This window comes from Starkeya nomas (genome assembly GCF_902703545.1).
GTDB classification, from domain to species: Bacteria; Pseudomonadota; Alphaproteobacteria; order Rhizobiales; family Xanthobacteraceae; genus Ancylobacter; species Ancylobacter moscoviensis.
On the sequence record NZ_CACSAS010000001.1, the window covers coordinates 592,356 to 606,115 of the forward strand.

Here is a 13,760-nt window from a genome sequence, read left to right on the forward strand (position 1 = left end):
CGCGACCTCAGCGCGGCGCGTGGGAGGCGCGGCCTTCCGCCTCGATCGCCAGCGTGCGTTCCAGCAGGATCTCGTAGATCGGCCGGCCACCGAGCCACTGCGAGGTCATGTTGGCGAAGATGGCGGTGAGCATCACCGGCACCAGCACGGCGTAGGCGCCGGTGAGCTCCAACACCAGCACCATCCCGACCAGCGGCGCGCCGATGGTGGCGGCGAACAGGCCGCCCATGGCGGTGATCGCGAAGGCGGTCTGCGCCTGCTCGGGCAGAGGCAGCACGGTCGCCAGAGCCGAGCCGTAGCAAAGGCCGATGGTGGTGGCGAGCGCGAGGATCGGCGCGAAGATGCCGCCGGCGACGCCGGTGGAATAGCTCGCCATGGTCATGACGAAGCGCAGCAGGACGATGACGGCGAGGATGGCGAGCGGCCGGCCTTCCCTGGTCAGCTCGACGGCAAGCAGTTCGCCGCCCTGCGTCGCTTCGGGCAGTACCAGCACAAGCACACCGATCATGAGGCCGACGATGGCGGGGAAGATGTAGAAGGAGTGCCGCAGGCCGAGTGCGCGCACGCGGTCCAGCGACCAGACCAGTGTACGGTTGAACGCGACGCCGACCACGCCGAGCAGCACGCCGAGGCCGATGAAGGCCGGCAGCAGCCCATAGGGCATCGTCGAGACCTCGAGCAGCATGTAGGGCGTGTCGCCGGTCAGATACTCGGTTACCACGGCGCTCGCGATGGAGGCGAGGACGACCGCTATGTAGGTGCGCGAGCTGTAGGGGAATTGCCGACGCGTCTCCTCGATGACGAACAGTACCGCTGCCAGGGGAGCGTTGAAGGCGGCGGCGAGTCCGGCCGCGCCGCCGGCCGCCAGCAGGCCTCGCATGTCTTCCGACGACCATTTCATCAGGTCCGACGCGGCCTTGGCGACCGAGGCGCCGATATGGATCGTCGGTCCTTCCCGGCCGAGAACCAGGCCGGAGGAGAGCGACAGCAGGCCGCCGACGAACTTCACCGGCAGCACGAGATGCCAGCGCACCTCGCGCAGCCCCTCCATCGCGCCCTCGATCTCCGGCACGCCCGAGCCGCTGGCCTCCGGCGCGAAGCGGCGTACCAGCCAGAGTGAGACGAGGGTCATGATGGCGGCGACGACGGCCGCGGCGGCATAGAGTGCGGGGCCTTCCAGCCGGAGCGTGCCCTGCAGATAGGCGGGCCAGGCGGCTCCCAACCCATTCACGCCGGCATGGAAGGCGGAGCCGAGAACGCCGACGACCGTGCCGACCAGCGCGGCCACGATGTAATAGGCTCCGTTTCCTGCGCCCGCCTTCATGCCTTCCCCCATGCTCCCGACCTGTGGTGCATCGGTAGCATTGCAGGTCGGGAGCCGGAAGGATCGCGGGCCGTTTTCGGGCGGTCCCGATGCCACATCGTTTGATGTGCGACGTAACATCGGGGTTTCCGCCGGAAAGGCGGAGGGCTCAGGGCAGAGCCGGCGCGTAGGTGGAGACCGGCTCGACCGTGTCGATGAGCTTGTGGCTCTTCATGAATTCACCGAAGCGGGCGTAGCGTTCGCCGTCCAGCGCGGCCGGCGCGTGGGTGAAGCGGCGCAGCGTGTCGGTCCAGGCGGTGCGGTTCAGTTCGTCGTCGAGCTTGGGGTTGGCCTTCACGAAGATGCCCCATGCCTCGTCGGGATGGTTGAGGACATAGATCGTGGCGTCCTCCACCGCGGCTAGGAAGCGCTTGAGGCGGGGATCGGCGAGCTTGTCCTTGTGGGCAACGTAGATGAGCTCGTCGAACACCGGCACGCCGTGCTCCTCGGGGAAGAAGGCACGGCCTTCCTTGCCCTCCAGCCGGATCTGGGTGAGCTCGAAATTGCGATAGGCGCCGATCACTGCATCGACCTTGCCGGAGACGAGGGCGGGCGAGAGGGCGAAATTGACGTTGATCATGGTGACGTCGCCCGGCTTGAGCCCGGCGCTCGCCAGCATGGTGCCGAGCAGCGCGTCCTCGAAACCGGCCACGGAATAGCCGACCGTCTTGCCTTTCAGATCGGCGATGGACTTGACCGGCCCGTCCTTCAGCACGACCAGCGCGGTGAGCGGGGTGGAGACCAGCGTGCCGATGCGCGCGAGCGGCAGCCCCTCCTTCACCGAGAGATAGAGGTTCGGCTGATAGCTGACAGCGATGTCCGCCTGCCCGGCGGCGACGAGGCGCGGCGGAGCGGAGGGATCGGCGGGCGGCACCAGCTCGACATCGAGGCCGTGCGCGTCGAAGAAACCCTTCTCCTTCGCGATGATCAGCGGCGCGTGGTCCGGGTTGACGTACCAGTCGAGCAGGACGGTGAGCCTGTCGGCGGCGCTGACGGGGACGAGGCCGAGTGCGAGGACGAATAGCAGGCCGGCCGTCTGCGCGGCGAATTTCTTGAACATGGATCTCCTCCCATCTGGAGATCCGGCGCATGAGCTCTCGGGGGAAATCCGGCGCGGGCACCACGCTCTGCGTGGATCGGGCTCCGCCATCGTTCCGTCCCTTCGCCGGCATGACCCGGATCAGGTTCAAAGGGTCTGGCGGCTGCCATCTCAGCCCCTTCAGCCTTTCGGCCGGCGGGACACCCCTCGGACGCCGGCACGCTAGCATCGCTGGCATGCCAGGGCAAATGGAAGCCGGCGCTCACTTTCCGCGCCAGCCGTCGAGATAGACGGTGCGTTCCACCCCGGCAAAGCGGCCGAGGCGTACGAGCTCGGCGTCGAGGGCGGAAAGGCGGGCCGTGGAGGCGCGCACGCCCGGCTCCAGCCACAGCCGGCGCACGTCGAGCGTGCCGGCCTTGCGGTCGGCTTTCATGTCGATGCGCCCGACCAGTCGATCACCCTCCAGCAGGGGGAAGACGTAATAGCCATAGACCCGTTTCGGCGCGGGCACGAAGACCTCGATGCGGTAATTGAAGCCAAACAGCCGCTCCGCCCGGTTGCGGTCGCGCAGCAGCGGGTCGAACGGGTTGAGCACGCGCAGTCGGGCGGGTGGCGGCGGCAGCGAGGCGAAAATGTCGGCGCTGCCGGCGAAGGCGTGCGAGGCGCGGGGGCGCGAGCCGTCCGCCGGGGTGATCAGCACCGGTTCCAGCCGCGCGGCGTTGCCGGCCACCCACTGGCGGGCTTCCTCCGGCGAGATGAGCCCCCAGAAGGCGGCGATCTCGCCATGGGTAGCGAAGCCGAGCCTTTCCAGCGCAGAGGTGCAGGCCCAATCGACGAAGGCCTCGCGCGACACCTCGCCCCCGTAGTGGCGGGAGGGGATCACGCGCTCGGCGAGATCGTAGACCTTCTGGAAGCCTTCGCGCCCGGCGATGGCGAGGTTGCCGGTGCGCCAGTGATATTCGAGCGCGGTCTTCTCCGGGTGCCAGTTCCACCAGCCACCCGGCGGGCGCTTCGGGGATTCGGTATCCTGCTCGAAGTCGCGGGCCATGAGGCGGCCTTCCGCCTGCACCCGCTCCAGCACGTGGTCGACATAGCTCTCGAAGCCGTTCTCGTGCCAGGAGCGCCAGCGGTCCGCCAGCGTCTCCTGCGCCCGGGCGAAGCGGTGCTTCCAATAGGCGAAGAAGTCGCTCGGGATGATGGCCGCGTCGTGCGTCCAGTGCTCGAAGAGCTCGCCATCCTTCTCAAGCAGGGCGGCAAGATGTTCGCGCCGGTAGGTCGGATTGCGCGAGAACAGAATATGGTGGTGTGCTCGCTCGACCGTCGCGATGCTGTCCACCTGTACGAAGCCGAGGTCGCGGACGAGTTCCAGCAGTCCCGCCTTGGTGAGCTTGCCGCGCGGTCGGCTGAGTTCCTGCTTGGCGAGGAAGATGCGTCGGACGTCGGAATTGGAGAGGTGAATCGCCATGCCGCATCTTGGCAAAGTTCCCTCTTTGTTCCAAGCGCCGGAGCGCACCCGATCGGGGAGGCTACGCCGGTGCCGTTTCCGGGGCCCAGGGCAGCAGGCGGGTCAGGACGCGGTCGACGAGGGTGAAGAGCAGGAGCGCCACGGCGAGCAGGATGGCGAGCGCGGCGAAGACCATGTCGGTCTGCATCCGCGCGTTGGAGTAGAGCATGAGATAGCCCAGGCCCGCCGAGGCGCCGACCCATTCGCCCACCACTGCGCCGATGGGCGAGACGGCGGTGGCGACGCGCAGGCCCGAGGCGAGCGCCGGCAGGGCGGCGGGGATGCGGATGAAGCGCAGCGTCTGCGCGATGCCGGCGCCGTTCAGCCGCGCGAGGTCGACGAGGCCCTGCTCGGTGCGGGCGAGGCCGTCATGGAAAGCCGAGGCGACGGGAAAGAAGATGATGAGGCTCGCCATCACGATCTTCGAGGCGAGGCCGAAGCCGAACCAGATGACGAGCAGCGGCGCGATGGCGAACACAGGCAACGCCTGCGCCACCAGCAGCACCGGCCGCATGGCGCGCCGCGCCAGCGGCGAGGCCGCCATGGCCAGCGCGCAGGCGATTCCCAGCGCCGAGCCGCAGACGAGGCCGAGCAGCATCTCGCCCAGCGTGATGGCCGCGTTGTGGGCGAGGACGTCCGCGTTGTTCCACATGGCGAGGCCGATCCGCAGCGGGCCCGGCAGGATGTAGGCCGGCAGGCCGAACAGCCGGACGGCGCCTTCCCACAGGGCCAGAAGCACGAAGGTGATGGCGAGCGCGCGCCCTATGGCGGCCATGCGGCGAATTCCTACATCAGTTACAGCACTTATAGTCGGCGGGCGGCGGCTGCGCGACCGTTGCCGCCGTCGGGCCGAAGCGGTGCGGGACTACTTGACGGCCGTCAATGGGACGACACTTGATTGGAACAATATTTCAAAGGGACAGAGAGGAGGAACCGATGATCAAGGACATTCTCGTCAGCCTGCGCGTGGGTGAGGGACCGGGCGACGTTGCCGTGGATTATGCGGCATCGGCCGCGGCGGCGCTCGGCGCGCATCTCACTGGCGTGGCGGTGAGCTACGAGATCGATGTGCCGCCGGTCTACACGGAAGCCTTCTCGACGGATTTCATCGAGGCGCAGCGGGCGGAAAGCCAGCGGCTCGCGCAGCAGGCGGTGGAATATTTCGGCGAGGCGGCTCGCTCGGTGGGGCTGTCCGGCGAAGTGCGCCTGATCGACGGCACGCCGGGCGGCGCGGCCGAGCAGATCGGCGTGATGGCCCGCCTTTATGACCTCGCCATCGTCGGCCAGGCCGATCCCGACCGCATGGGCGCCGAAGAGGTGATCACCGAGGCGGTGCTGTTCGATTCCGGGCGGCCGGTGCTTATCGTGCCGCGCAAGCAGCAGAAGCCGTTCTCCGCCAAGCGCATTCTCGTGGCGTGGGACGGCGGGCGCGCGTCGGCGCGCGCGGTCGCGGAGGCCCGTCCCCTGCTCGCCCATGCCAATCTGGTCGAGGCGGTGGTGGTGGACAGCGGCAAGTCCCGGAAGGGCATCGATCTTCCCGGTGCCGACCTCGCCCGCCATCTCGCGCGCCACGAGAAGACCGTCGAGCTGCGCCGGCTGGTACCGGGCGCCGACGAGAGCATCGTCGACGTACTGCTGAAGGAAGTGGCGGCGCGCGACATCGATATCGTGGTCATGGGCGGCTACGGCCATTCGCGGCTGCGCGAATTCGTGCTCGGCGGCGTCACGCGCGACATGCTGGAGCGCATGACGGTGCCGCTGCTGCTGGCGCATTGAGGCGCCGCAGGAGTTGCGTTCAATCAGGCCCGGCGCTCTCTCGCGCCGGGCCTTTCTTTTAGGCGGGCTTGCCGAAAGTCGATCTTAAAGCGGCGCGTGGCAGCGTCGGCTCGTCGCGTCGAGGCCGTCTGGCGCTCGAGCGGCAAGGGTGGGGGAAATGACGATGAAACGAGTTCTCGCGACCGCGCTGGCCTTGATGGCCACGATCAACATGTCCGTCGCCTGTACGGCGGTCGACCTTGCCGCGGCCGACGGCAGCGTCATTGCCGGACGCACCATGGAATGGGCGCTCGACATGAAATGGACGTTGGTGAGCCAGCCCAGGGGCACCACGCTGACGCTGACCGCGCCGAAGGCGAGCGGCCTGCCGCCGGTGAGCTTCACCACGAAATATGCGGTGGTCGGCGTGAGCGCGGCCATCATTCCTGGAGGCGCGCTGCTCGACGGGCAGAATTCCGAAGGCCTCTCCATGAGCGGCAACTTCCTGCCCGGCTTCACCCAGTACCAGACGGTGACGAAGGACGATAAGGCCTATCAGTCCGTTCTTACCTTCGGATCCTGGGCGCTGGGTGGCTTCGCCAGCGTCGCCGAGCTGCGGACCGCCCTGCCGGGGATGAGGGTGTGGGCCGACGATACGCTGCCCACCGGCCCGACGCCGGCGACGCTGCATTTCGTCTTTGTCGACAGGAGCGGCGCGGGCATCGTGGTCGAATATGTCGGCGGCGAGCTGAAGATCCATGACAACGCCGCGCACGTGCTGACCAACGCGCCGACCTATGACTGGCACCTGAACAATGTGCGCAACTATCTCAGCCTCTCCACGGTCGCGGTGACGAGCCAGCGGGTCGGCACCACCAACGTCACAGAGCTCGGGCAGGGCGGCGGGCTGATCGGCCTGCCGGGCGACTACACGCCTCCCTCGCGCTTCGTGCGCGCGACGATGCTGCGCCACAACGTCACCCAACCGAAAGATGCGGCCGAGGCGGCGCAGGCCGTGGGTCACATCCTCAACAATGTCGATATCCCGCTCGGCATCGCCGAGTTCAAGCAGCCGGACGGCACGCTGGGCTCGGACTACACGCAGTGGGTGGTGGTCAAGGACCTGACCAATAACCGCCTGATGATCGCCGACTACGCGCACCGGCTGAACTATCTGACCATCGACCTCGCCCCGCTGTTCGCGCAGGACAAGCCGAGCGCGAAGCTAGTGGACGATCTGCCCTATCCACAGCCGGTGGCGGGCGCCGAGGTGCTGGCACCCTGAGCGGGCCCGCGCCTTCGATAGACACCGGATCGGCCATCATCTGGCCGCGCGCTTGCATGGTCGCTGCGCGGCGGTTCAGACGAGGAGGTCCGGCCATGTCGAAAGAACGGGCGCGTGCGGTGGATGCCTTCGCCGCTGCCTATGCACGCAAGCGGGGCGGGCGCGTTCGCGTGCGGCCCGACGTGTGGCGGGAGCTGCGGGAGGCCGGCGCGGACATGTCGCTCTACATCTGCGACGCGCGCTAGCCGTCCTTGGCGGTGTCGGGATCGCCCGGCGAGAGAACGGCGCGGAACTCGTCCGGCAGCATCACGTTCTCCGGCGCCTCCTTGAACATCGGCGCGATCTGCTCCGGCGTGTAGCCGGCATGGCCGCAGCCGATCGGCGTGAGCTGAAAAGTGAGATCGGGCCGCGCCCGGGCGAATTTGAGGAACCTTCGGACGAATTTCTCGATCTCGCCGAGCGGCAGCGTCTCGATGTTCCAGTCCTTGGTCGGAATGGCGAAGCTCGTGCCGGTGAGGCCGAAGCCGACGCCCCATTCCGCCCCGCGATTCTCGTAGGCCCAGCGGGCGGCGCCGCCGCCGTGGATGCCGGCGAGATTCGAGCCGAAGACAAAGACCGGATTGCGCGCCATGACCATCTCTCCTCCCGCCATCTCTGGCGAATGAGGACGCCGGGGGTCAAGCGAGAAGAACGCAATCGGCCCGTCCGGCAATACCGGCAGGAAGCCTAGGGGCGGAAATGTGCGTGAAAGCTTATCTGGTACAGCTGGGTGGGCTCGAACCACCGACCTCCGGTTCCACAGACCGGCGCTCTAACCAACTGAGCTACAGCTGCGTGCCAGAACGGCGCGGAACCTACTTTGGCGGCCCGCGCTTTGCAAGACCGCCGCGTCCGCTTCGTGCAGGCCGTGGACAAGAATGCGACAGGGCGGGGAGAAGGTCTTCAATCGCGCCGGAAAGCAAGGTTAGCGACGAAGCCGACGGCGAGGGCGCCGAGCGCGGTGACGATGCCATAGAGCCAGGGGTGACCCTGCGCCGTGCTGGCGACGGTTTGCTCGAAGTCGATCTTCGCCACTTCCAGCGTCAGCGCCCCGCGTTCGGAGAGGGCTCCATCGGCGAAGGTCTTCACCACCACGTCATAGGTACCGATCGGCGCCGTGCCGGGGATGGGGATGGCGGCGCGGAAGACATGCGGCGCGATGAACTCGACGCCATCGGTCTTCTCGACATAGAGGCCCTGAGCCTGTTTCACCCGGAGGAAGGCCTGCCGGAACGGATCGCCCGCTACGACGTCGGCATAGTCGCTACCCACGCGCTGAAGCAGGTGATTGTTGGCGAAGCCGGCCTGCTCCTGCCGTAGCACCTCGGCATCGGCCATCAGGGCGGGATCGCGGTTGCTCAGCACGGCAAGGTAGGAAGGGGCCGCGAGAAAGGAGCGGCTGTCGACATTGACCCACAGGCCGAGCCGGCGCTCCTTGCGCCAGGTGACGAAGCTCTCGTTCGGCCCGCGAACGGTAACGACGACGTCATAGAGGCGCGAATCCCGGCTTGCCTCGTCCGCGCCGATGACGCCGAACAGTACAATGCTCTCGCCGGCGAAACTCGACGTAATGGTGACGCGCGACTTGGAGAGCGACAGCACGAGGCCCTCCGCCTGCGCCGGAGCGGCAAGTGCCAGGAGGAGGAAAAGTGCGAGCGCCCGGCTCATCGCGCGCGCTCGTCGATGGTGACGGCGTAGAGATCGGCCGGGCGGGTGGTCTGGTCCACCGCCACGCGGAGGCCGACCGCGAGCACGAGGAGGCCGAGCAGCAGGCGCAGGTTCTCCGCCTTCATCGACTGCCCGGCGCGGGTGCCGAACTGCGTACCGATGGTGCCGCCGACCATCAGGACGAGCCCGAGAACGGCGTCCACGGTCTGGTTGAGCACCGCGTGCATGACGATGGCGGCGACCATCGTCACAAGCGTGAGCATCAGCGAGGTCGCGACCGAGGTCAGCGTGGGCACGCGCAGGAGGTAGATGAGCGCCGGCACCAGCAGGAAGCCGCCGCCGATGCCCATCAGCGCGCCGAGGAAGCCGATGGCGAAGCCGATCGTCACCACCGGGATGGCGGAGACATAGATCCGCGACTGGCGGAAGCGCATCTTGAACGGCATGCGCAGGAACCACGGGTGCGCCCCTGGCCGCTTCACGCTCGCCTTCTCGCCTCGCCACTCGCGCAGCAGGGCGCGCAGGCTCTCGACCACCATCAACGTGCCGATGGTGCCGAGAAGGACGATGTAGGTGATGGCGATGACGAGATCGAGCTGGCCGAAGCGGCGCAGCACCATGAAGGTGACGACGCCTGCCAGCGTTCCTGTCAGGCCTCCCGTTAGAAGCACCAGGCCGAGCTGCACATCCACCAGCTTGCGCCGCATATAGGTCAGCGTGCCGGAGAAGGACGAGGCGGCCATGTGGGTGGAGACGCTCGCCACCGCGACGGCCGGGGGCACGCCGAGGAAGATGAGCAGGGGCGTCATCAGGAAGCCGCCGCCCACACCGAACATGCCCGAGATGAAGCCCACCGCGATCCCCATGGCGAGGAGGGTGAAGATGTTCACCGGCAGTTCCGCAATCGGAAGGTAGATCGTCACAGAATGGTTCCCGCAGGCGGGCGTCGCTTCCGCGCAGGATTTAGCAGCATTTGGCTAACAGCGGGTGACCGGCCGCATGCGGCCCTCTCGCGCAAGCGCGCGCGAAGGCAACCGGTTTCGTTATGTAATACATTATTATTTGTAATTAAATTATCATTTAGAGACAGTGCGTGTAGTATTATGATGTTACAAATCCGAGGCGTTTGCGATCGTTTCAAGATTATTATTAGGAATTATTCGCATAGGGCATGATTTCTGACTTAACGTCAGCGGGGCGCGTGCTAGCCTGCGAGCGTCAACGGACCCGCACGAGGTCCGGGATTCTAGGAGGAAACCAATGTCCATAATCCGGCGTGGCCAGCGTTCCGCTGTGCTGCTGGCGTCGACCATGCTCGCGGGCGCCATGATGATCGCGGCTCCGGCGCAGGCGCAGCAGTCGACCGACAATCTCGAAAAGCTGTCCAATTTCCAGTCCACCGGCGCCTCCATGGAAATGGAGACGGTGCCGCAAACCGGTCCGCGCGTCGATGCGTTCAACAAGACGCTCTCGGGCATCAAGCTGCCGGACGGCTTCAAGATCTCGCTCTACGCCATCGTGCCGGATGCGCGCGAGATGGCGGTCGGCCCGACGACGGGCGTCGTCTTCGTCGGCACCCGCAAGGCGAAGGTCTGGGCGGTGACGGACCGCGACAAGGACCGGGTGGCCGACGAGGTGAAGGTGTTCGCGCCGTCGATCCAGTTCAAGCTGCCGCACGGCGTGTGCTTCTCCAAGGACGGCTTCCTGTTCGTGGCCGAGCAGAACCGCGTCCTGCTCTTCCCGGCGGCGGAGTTCTTCTATGAGGGGCCGGACGTCGCGGCCTTCAACGTCGTCAAGCAGGGCGAGCTGATCCCGCCGAACGAGGAATCGTTCAACCATACGGCGCGTGTCTGCCGTATCGGGCCGGACGACAAGCTCTACATCACGCTCGGAAACCCCTTCAACGTGTTCGCGCCGGAGAAGTTCGATCTCTACAAGAAGAACGGCATCGGCGGCATCGTGCGCTTCGATCGCGATGGCAAGAACCGAGAGGTCTATGCGTGGGGCATCCGCAACTCGGTGGGCATGGACTTCAACCCGAAGGACAAGACCCTCTGGTTCACCGACAACCAGGTCGACGGCATGGGTGACGACATCCCGCCCGGCGAGCTGAACCGGGCCACCAAGGCGGGCCAGAATTTCGGCTTTCCCTATTTCGGCGGCGGCTCGGTCCGCACTGCCGAATACAAGGACCAGACGCCGCCGGCCGACGCGGTAAAACCGGAGGTCGAGATGCCGGCGCACGCCGCCGATCTCGGCATGACCTTCTATACCGGCCAGCAGTTCCCGCAGAAATACCGCGGCGGCATCTTCTCGGTGCAGCACGGCTCGTGGAACCGCACCACGCCGGTGGGCGCACGGGTCATGTTCACACCGGTGAAGGAGGATGGCACCGCCGGCAAGCCGGAGGTGTTCGCGGAGGGCTGGCTGACGCCGAACGGCGAATATCTTGGCCGTCCGGCCTCGGTGGCGCAGCTCAATGACGGTTCGCTGCTGGTGTCGGACGACACGTCCGGCGCGATCTACCGCATCTCCTACGGCAACTGAGCCGCCTCGCTCCCGCTGCCCACGGGCGGCGGGAGCATTCCATCGATCGCCGGGAACAGCTTATGAAATGGTCTTTCTTCATGCCGCTCCTCGCGGCATCGATGTTGTGCGCGCCGGCCATGGCGCAGGATGCGAAGGCCGGGCGGGCCAAGGCTTCGGCCCAATGCGCCGTCTGCCACGGGCAGAACGGCGTCGCCCAGATGCCGACCGCGGCAAATCTCGCCGGCCAGCAGGAACTCTATCTCGTCAAGGCGCTGGAGGACTTTCGCTCCGGCAAGCGCGAGAACGAGATGATGACGGTGGTCGCCAAGGGCCTGTCCGACGCCGATATCGCCAACCTCGCGGCCTGGTTCGCTTCCATCCCTGTCACCGTTCAGCCGCTGCCCTGACGGTGGCCGGAATGGCGAGACGACACTGGCCGGCGAGGGCGACGAGCAGCGCTTCCAGCGCCCCCCGAAGCCGTGCCTGCGAAAGCGCGCCGGGACGCGGCAGCGGGATATGGACGAAGACGGCGAGGCGCGGTCCGCCGTCGGCCCGTCGCCCGGCCCTCGCCCAGCCATAGGCACGCCAGGCGAGAGCGTTGCAGATATAGCGGCCGGCATCGCGCGAGAGGTGCGCCGGCACGCCGGCTTCGCGCAGGGCCCGGAGCAGCGGCATCGCCGCCGCCGCAACCCGGCGGCTGGCCGGTGCCCCTGTCTCCAGGAGGCGTGCGGCGGGACGTTTGCGGGTCACATCCGGAAAAGGGCCGGTGGCGTTGCGGGCCAGCGTCTCGATGGCGACATGGCGACGGCGCCCGGCGACGCCGAGCATCAGCACGATGTCCGGATCGAAAGCGTCGAGGGTCGCGGCGAAGGCCTCCGCCTCGGCCCAACTCGTCGGTAGGATGCTCAGGGTGATGTCGGCTGGCCTGAGCCGCCGGCTGCGGGCCAAGGCGCCCGCCAGCACCGCGGAGGGGTTGCGCGGCATGCCGGGAAAGGGGCCGAAGCCGGTGACGAGGATGCGCGGGCCGGTGCCGTGCGGCATCTCAACCGGTGCGCTCGGCGAGCGCCCGCGCCAGCGCGTTCTCGAGATCGGCGAGCTGGAACGGCTTGTTCAGCAGCGGGCGATCGCGCCACGCCTCGTCGATGGCGCAGCCGGTGTAGCCGGTGGAGAAGACGATGGGGATGCCGTGGCCGGTGACGGCACGGGCGATGTCGTAGCTGTGCCCCTCGCCGAGATTGAGGTCGAGCACGGCGACGTCGAAGTCGCGATGACGGGCGGCGACGAAATTCAGCGCGCCGGCGATCCGGCTTTCGGTGCCGACAACGACGGCGCCCAGCTCTTCCACCATGGCTTCGATCATCGCGGCGACCAGCGTTTCGTCCTCGACAATGAAGACACGCTGTCCGGCCAGCTCGCGCCGCTCGTCCATTCGCCCCGTTACCCCTTCGCCCCAGGCATCCACAGCCGGCTCCGATCCGGCAGCGGCATTTTATGGTTAACGAATAGTTTACCGCCAATCGGGCTTTTTTGCGCGCCGGCTACCAGCCGAAGAGACGCGCGATCTTCGAGGCCCCGAGCGTGGGCGACAGCGTGCCGGCGGCGACGGCGCGCTCGATCGCCGGAAGCTCGGCCCGCAGCGTGGCATCGGCGCGCATGCGGTCGCGCAGGCGGTCGTCGAACAGCGTCCACATCCACTTGACCTGCTGGGCGCTGCGCTTGTCCGCGAATGCGCCCGCGAGCTCCGCGCGCTCGCGATGCAGCCGCACCTGCGACCACAGCTCCTCGATGCCGGCGCCGGTGAGGCCGGAATAGGTGAGCACCGGCGTCGACCAGTGCGCCTCGCGTCCGCCGAGCACGTGCAGTGCGGCGCGATATTCGCTGGCCGCCGCCTTGGCCCGAGTGGTGTTGGCGCCGTCCGCCTTGTTCACCGCCACGATGTCGGCAAGCTCGATGATGCCCTTCTTGATGCCCTGAAGCTCATCGCCGGCGCCAGGAAGCATGAGCACGAGGAAGGTGTCGGTCATGTCGGCGACGGCGGTTTCCGACTGGCCGACGCCGACCGTCTCCACGAGGATGACATCGTAGCCGGCGGCCTCGCACAGCAGCATCGTCTCGCGGGTGCGTGCCGCAACGCCGCCGAGCGTGCCGGCCGAAGGCGAGGGGCGCACGAAGGCCCGCTCGTCCATCGAGAGGCGGGCCATGCGGGTCTTGTCGCCGAGGATCGACCCGCCCGTGCGGGTGGAGGAGGGGTCCACGGCCAGCACCGCGACGCGATGGCCCTGATCGAGCAGATAGCTGCCGAGCGCATCGATGGTGGTGGACTTGCCAACGCCCGGCACACCGGTGATGCCGACGCGCATCGCCGCTCCGGTGAAGGGCAGCAGCGCCTGCAGAAGCTGCTCCGCCAGCGCGCGATGCTCGGCCTTGCGCGATTCCACGAGCGTGATGGCCCGCGCCAGCATGGCGCGGCGGCCGGCGCGCACGCCTTCCACGAGATCGTCGAGCGAGGGGAGGGGCTGGGCGTGGATCAAATCGGGGACCTGCGCGTTGTCGGGGGGATGCTAGAGCATTTCCCCAG

15 protein-coding genes, 1 tRNA gene and 1 riboswitch are annotated in these 13,760 nt (G+C 67.4%); of the genes, 5 read left to right on the top strand and 11 right to left on the bottom strand.

Annotated elements, in window-relative coordinates; all coding sequences use genetic code 11:
• Positions 1-7 precede the first annotated feature (7 nt).
• The 4 genes from clcA to STARVERO_RS02870 form a co-directional block, all read right to left on the bottom strand.
• Positions 8-1,324, bottom strand: coding sequence for a H(+)/Cl(-) exchange transporter ClcA (clcA, locus tag STARVERO_RS02855; RefSeq protein ID WP_159597845.1), 1,317 nt, complete (start codon positions 1,322-1,324; stop codon positions 8-10).
• A 148-nt stretch (positions 1,325-1,472) separates the two neighbouring features.
• Positions 1,473-2,423 carry an ABC transporter substrate-binding protein gene (locus STARVERO_RS02860; protein WP_159597846.1) on the bottom strand — a complete coding sequence of 317 codons (951 nt, stop codon included), beginning with the start codon at positions 2,421-2,423 and terminating at the stop codon, positions 1,473-1,475.
• Positions 2,424-2,503: 80 nt separating this feature from the next.
• A riboswitch (TPP riboswitch) is annotated at positions 2,504-2,620 on the bottom strand.
• Positions 2,621-2,664: 44 nt separating this feature from the next.
• The gene (locus STARVERO_RS02865) at positions 2,665-3,867 is read right to left on the bottom strand and encodes a winged helix-turn-helix domain-containing protein (RefSeq protein ID WP_159597847.1); all 1,203 of its coding nucleotides are present in this window, start codon (positions 3,865-3,867) and stop codon (positions 2,665-2,667) included.
• A 61-nt stretch (positions 3,868-3,928) separates the two neighbouring features.
• Positions 3,929-4,681, bottom strand: coding sequence for an ABC transporter permease (locus STARVERO_RS02870; RefSeq protein ID WP_159597848.1), 753 nt, complete (start codon positions 4,679-4,681; stop codon positions 3,929-3,931).
• Positions 4,682-4,842: 161 nt separating this feature from the next.
• Between STARVERO_RS02870 and STARVERO_RS02875 the strand changes: the two genes are divergently transcribed.
• From STARVERO_RS02875 to STARVERO_RS02885, 3 genes are all read left to right on the top strand, one after another.
• Positions 4,843-5,682 carry a universal stress protein gene (locus STARVERO_RS02875; protein ID WP_144343201.1) on the top strand — a complete coding sequence of 280 codons (840 nt, stop codon included), beginning with the start codon at positions 4,843-4,845 and terminating at the stop codon, positions 5,680-5,682.
• A gap of 163 nt (positions 5,683-5,845) precedes the next feature.
• Entirely contained in the window at positions 5,846-6,946 is a 1,101-nt protein-coding gene (locus tag STARVERO_RS02880) for a choloylglycine hydrolase family protein (RefSeq protein ID WP_159597849.1), read from the top strand.
• A gap of 95 nt (positions 6,947-7,041) precedes the next feature.
• Entirely contained in the window at positions 7,042-7,191 is a 150-nt protein-coding gene (locus tag STARVERO_RS02885; RefSeq protein WP_186291937.1) for a hypothetical protein, read from the top strand.
• Here the strand turns inward: STARVERO_RS02885 and STARVERO_RS02890 are convergent.
• From STARVERO_RS02890 to STARVERO_RS02905, 4 genes are all read right to left on the bottom strand, one after another.
• Positions 7,188-7,577 carry an A1S_2505 family phage non-structural protein gene (locus STARVERO_RS02890; RefSeq protein ID WP_159597850.1) on the bottom strand — a complete coding sequence of 130 codons (390 nt, stop codon included), beginning with the start codon at positions 7,575-7,577 and terminating at the stop codon, positions 7,188-7,190. The genes STARVERO_RS02885 and STARVERO_RS02890 overlap by 4 nt on opposite strands.
• A 126-nt stretch (positions 7,578-7,703) precedes the next feature.
• Positions 7,704-7,780, bottom strand: a tRNA-His gene (locus STARVERO_RS02895).
• A 108-nt stretch (positions 7,781-7,888) separates the two neighbouring features.
• Positions 7,889-8,653 carry a TIGR02186 family protein gene (locus STARVERO_RS02900; protein WP_159597851.1) on the bottom strand — a complete coding sequence of 255 codons (765 nt, stop codon included), beginning with the start codon at positions 8,651-8,653 and terminating at the stop codon, positions 7,889-7,891.
• Positions 8,650-9,576, bottom strand: a complete 927-nt coding sequence (locus STARVERO_RS02905) for a sulfite exporter TauE/SafE family protein (RefSeq protein ID WP_159597852.1) — start codon at positions 9,574-9,576, stop codon at positions 8,650-8,652. Before STARVERO_RS02905 ends, STARVERO_RS02900 begins: the two co-directional genes overlap by 4 nt.
• Before the next feature lie 337 nt (positions 9,577-9,913).
• Between STARVERO_RS02905 and STARVERO_RS02910 the strand changes: the two genes are divergently transcribed.
• Positions 9,914-11,200 carry a PQQ-dependent sugar dehydrogenase gene (locus STARVERO_RS02910; RefSeq protein ID WP_159597853.1) on the top strand — a complete coding sequence of 429 codons (1,287 nt, stop codon included), beginning with the start codon at positions 9,914-9,916 and terminating at the stop codon, positions 11,198-11,200.
• 62 nt (positions 11,201-11,262) lie between these two features.
• Complete coding sequence (locus STARVERO_RS02915) at positions 11,263-11,589, top strand: c-type cytochrome (protein WP_244616524.1); 327 nt, start codon at positions 11,263-11,265, stop codon at positions 11,587-11,589.
• On the opposite strand, the gene STARVERO_RS02920 is transcribed toward STARVERO_RS02915, so the two are convergent.
• The 3 genes from STARVERO_RS02920 to meaB all read right to left on the bottom strand — a co-directional run bounded on the left by STARVERO_RS02920 (position 11,567) and on the right by meaB (position 13,713).
• Positions 11,567-12,223, bottom strand: coding sequence for a pyroglutamyl-peptidase I (locus STARVERO_RS02920; RefSeq protein ID WP_159597854.1), 657 nt, complete (start codon positions 12,221-12,223; stop codon positions 11,567-11,569). The genes STARVERO_RS02915 and STARVERO_RS02920 overlap by 23 nt on opposite strands.
• A gap of 1 nt (position 12,224) precedes the next feature.
• The gene (locus tag STARVERO_RS02925; RefSeq protein ID WP_144343193.1) at positions 12,225-12,611 is read right to left on the bottom strand and encodes a response regulator; all 387 of its coding nucleotides are present in this window, start codon (positions 12,609-12,611) and stop codon (positions 12,225-12,227) included.
• Positions 12,612-12,720: 109 nt separating this feature from the next.
• On the bottom strand, positions 12,721-13,713 hold the full coding sequence (gene meaB / locus STARVERO_RS02930) for a methylmalonyl Co-A mutase-associated GTPase MeaB (protein ID WP_159597855.1): 993 nt from the start codon (positions 13,711-13,713) through the stop codon (positions 12,721-12,723).
• Positions 13,714-13,760: the final 47 nt, after the last annotated feature.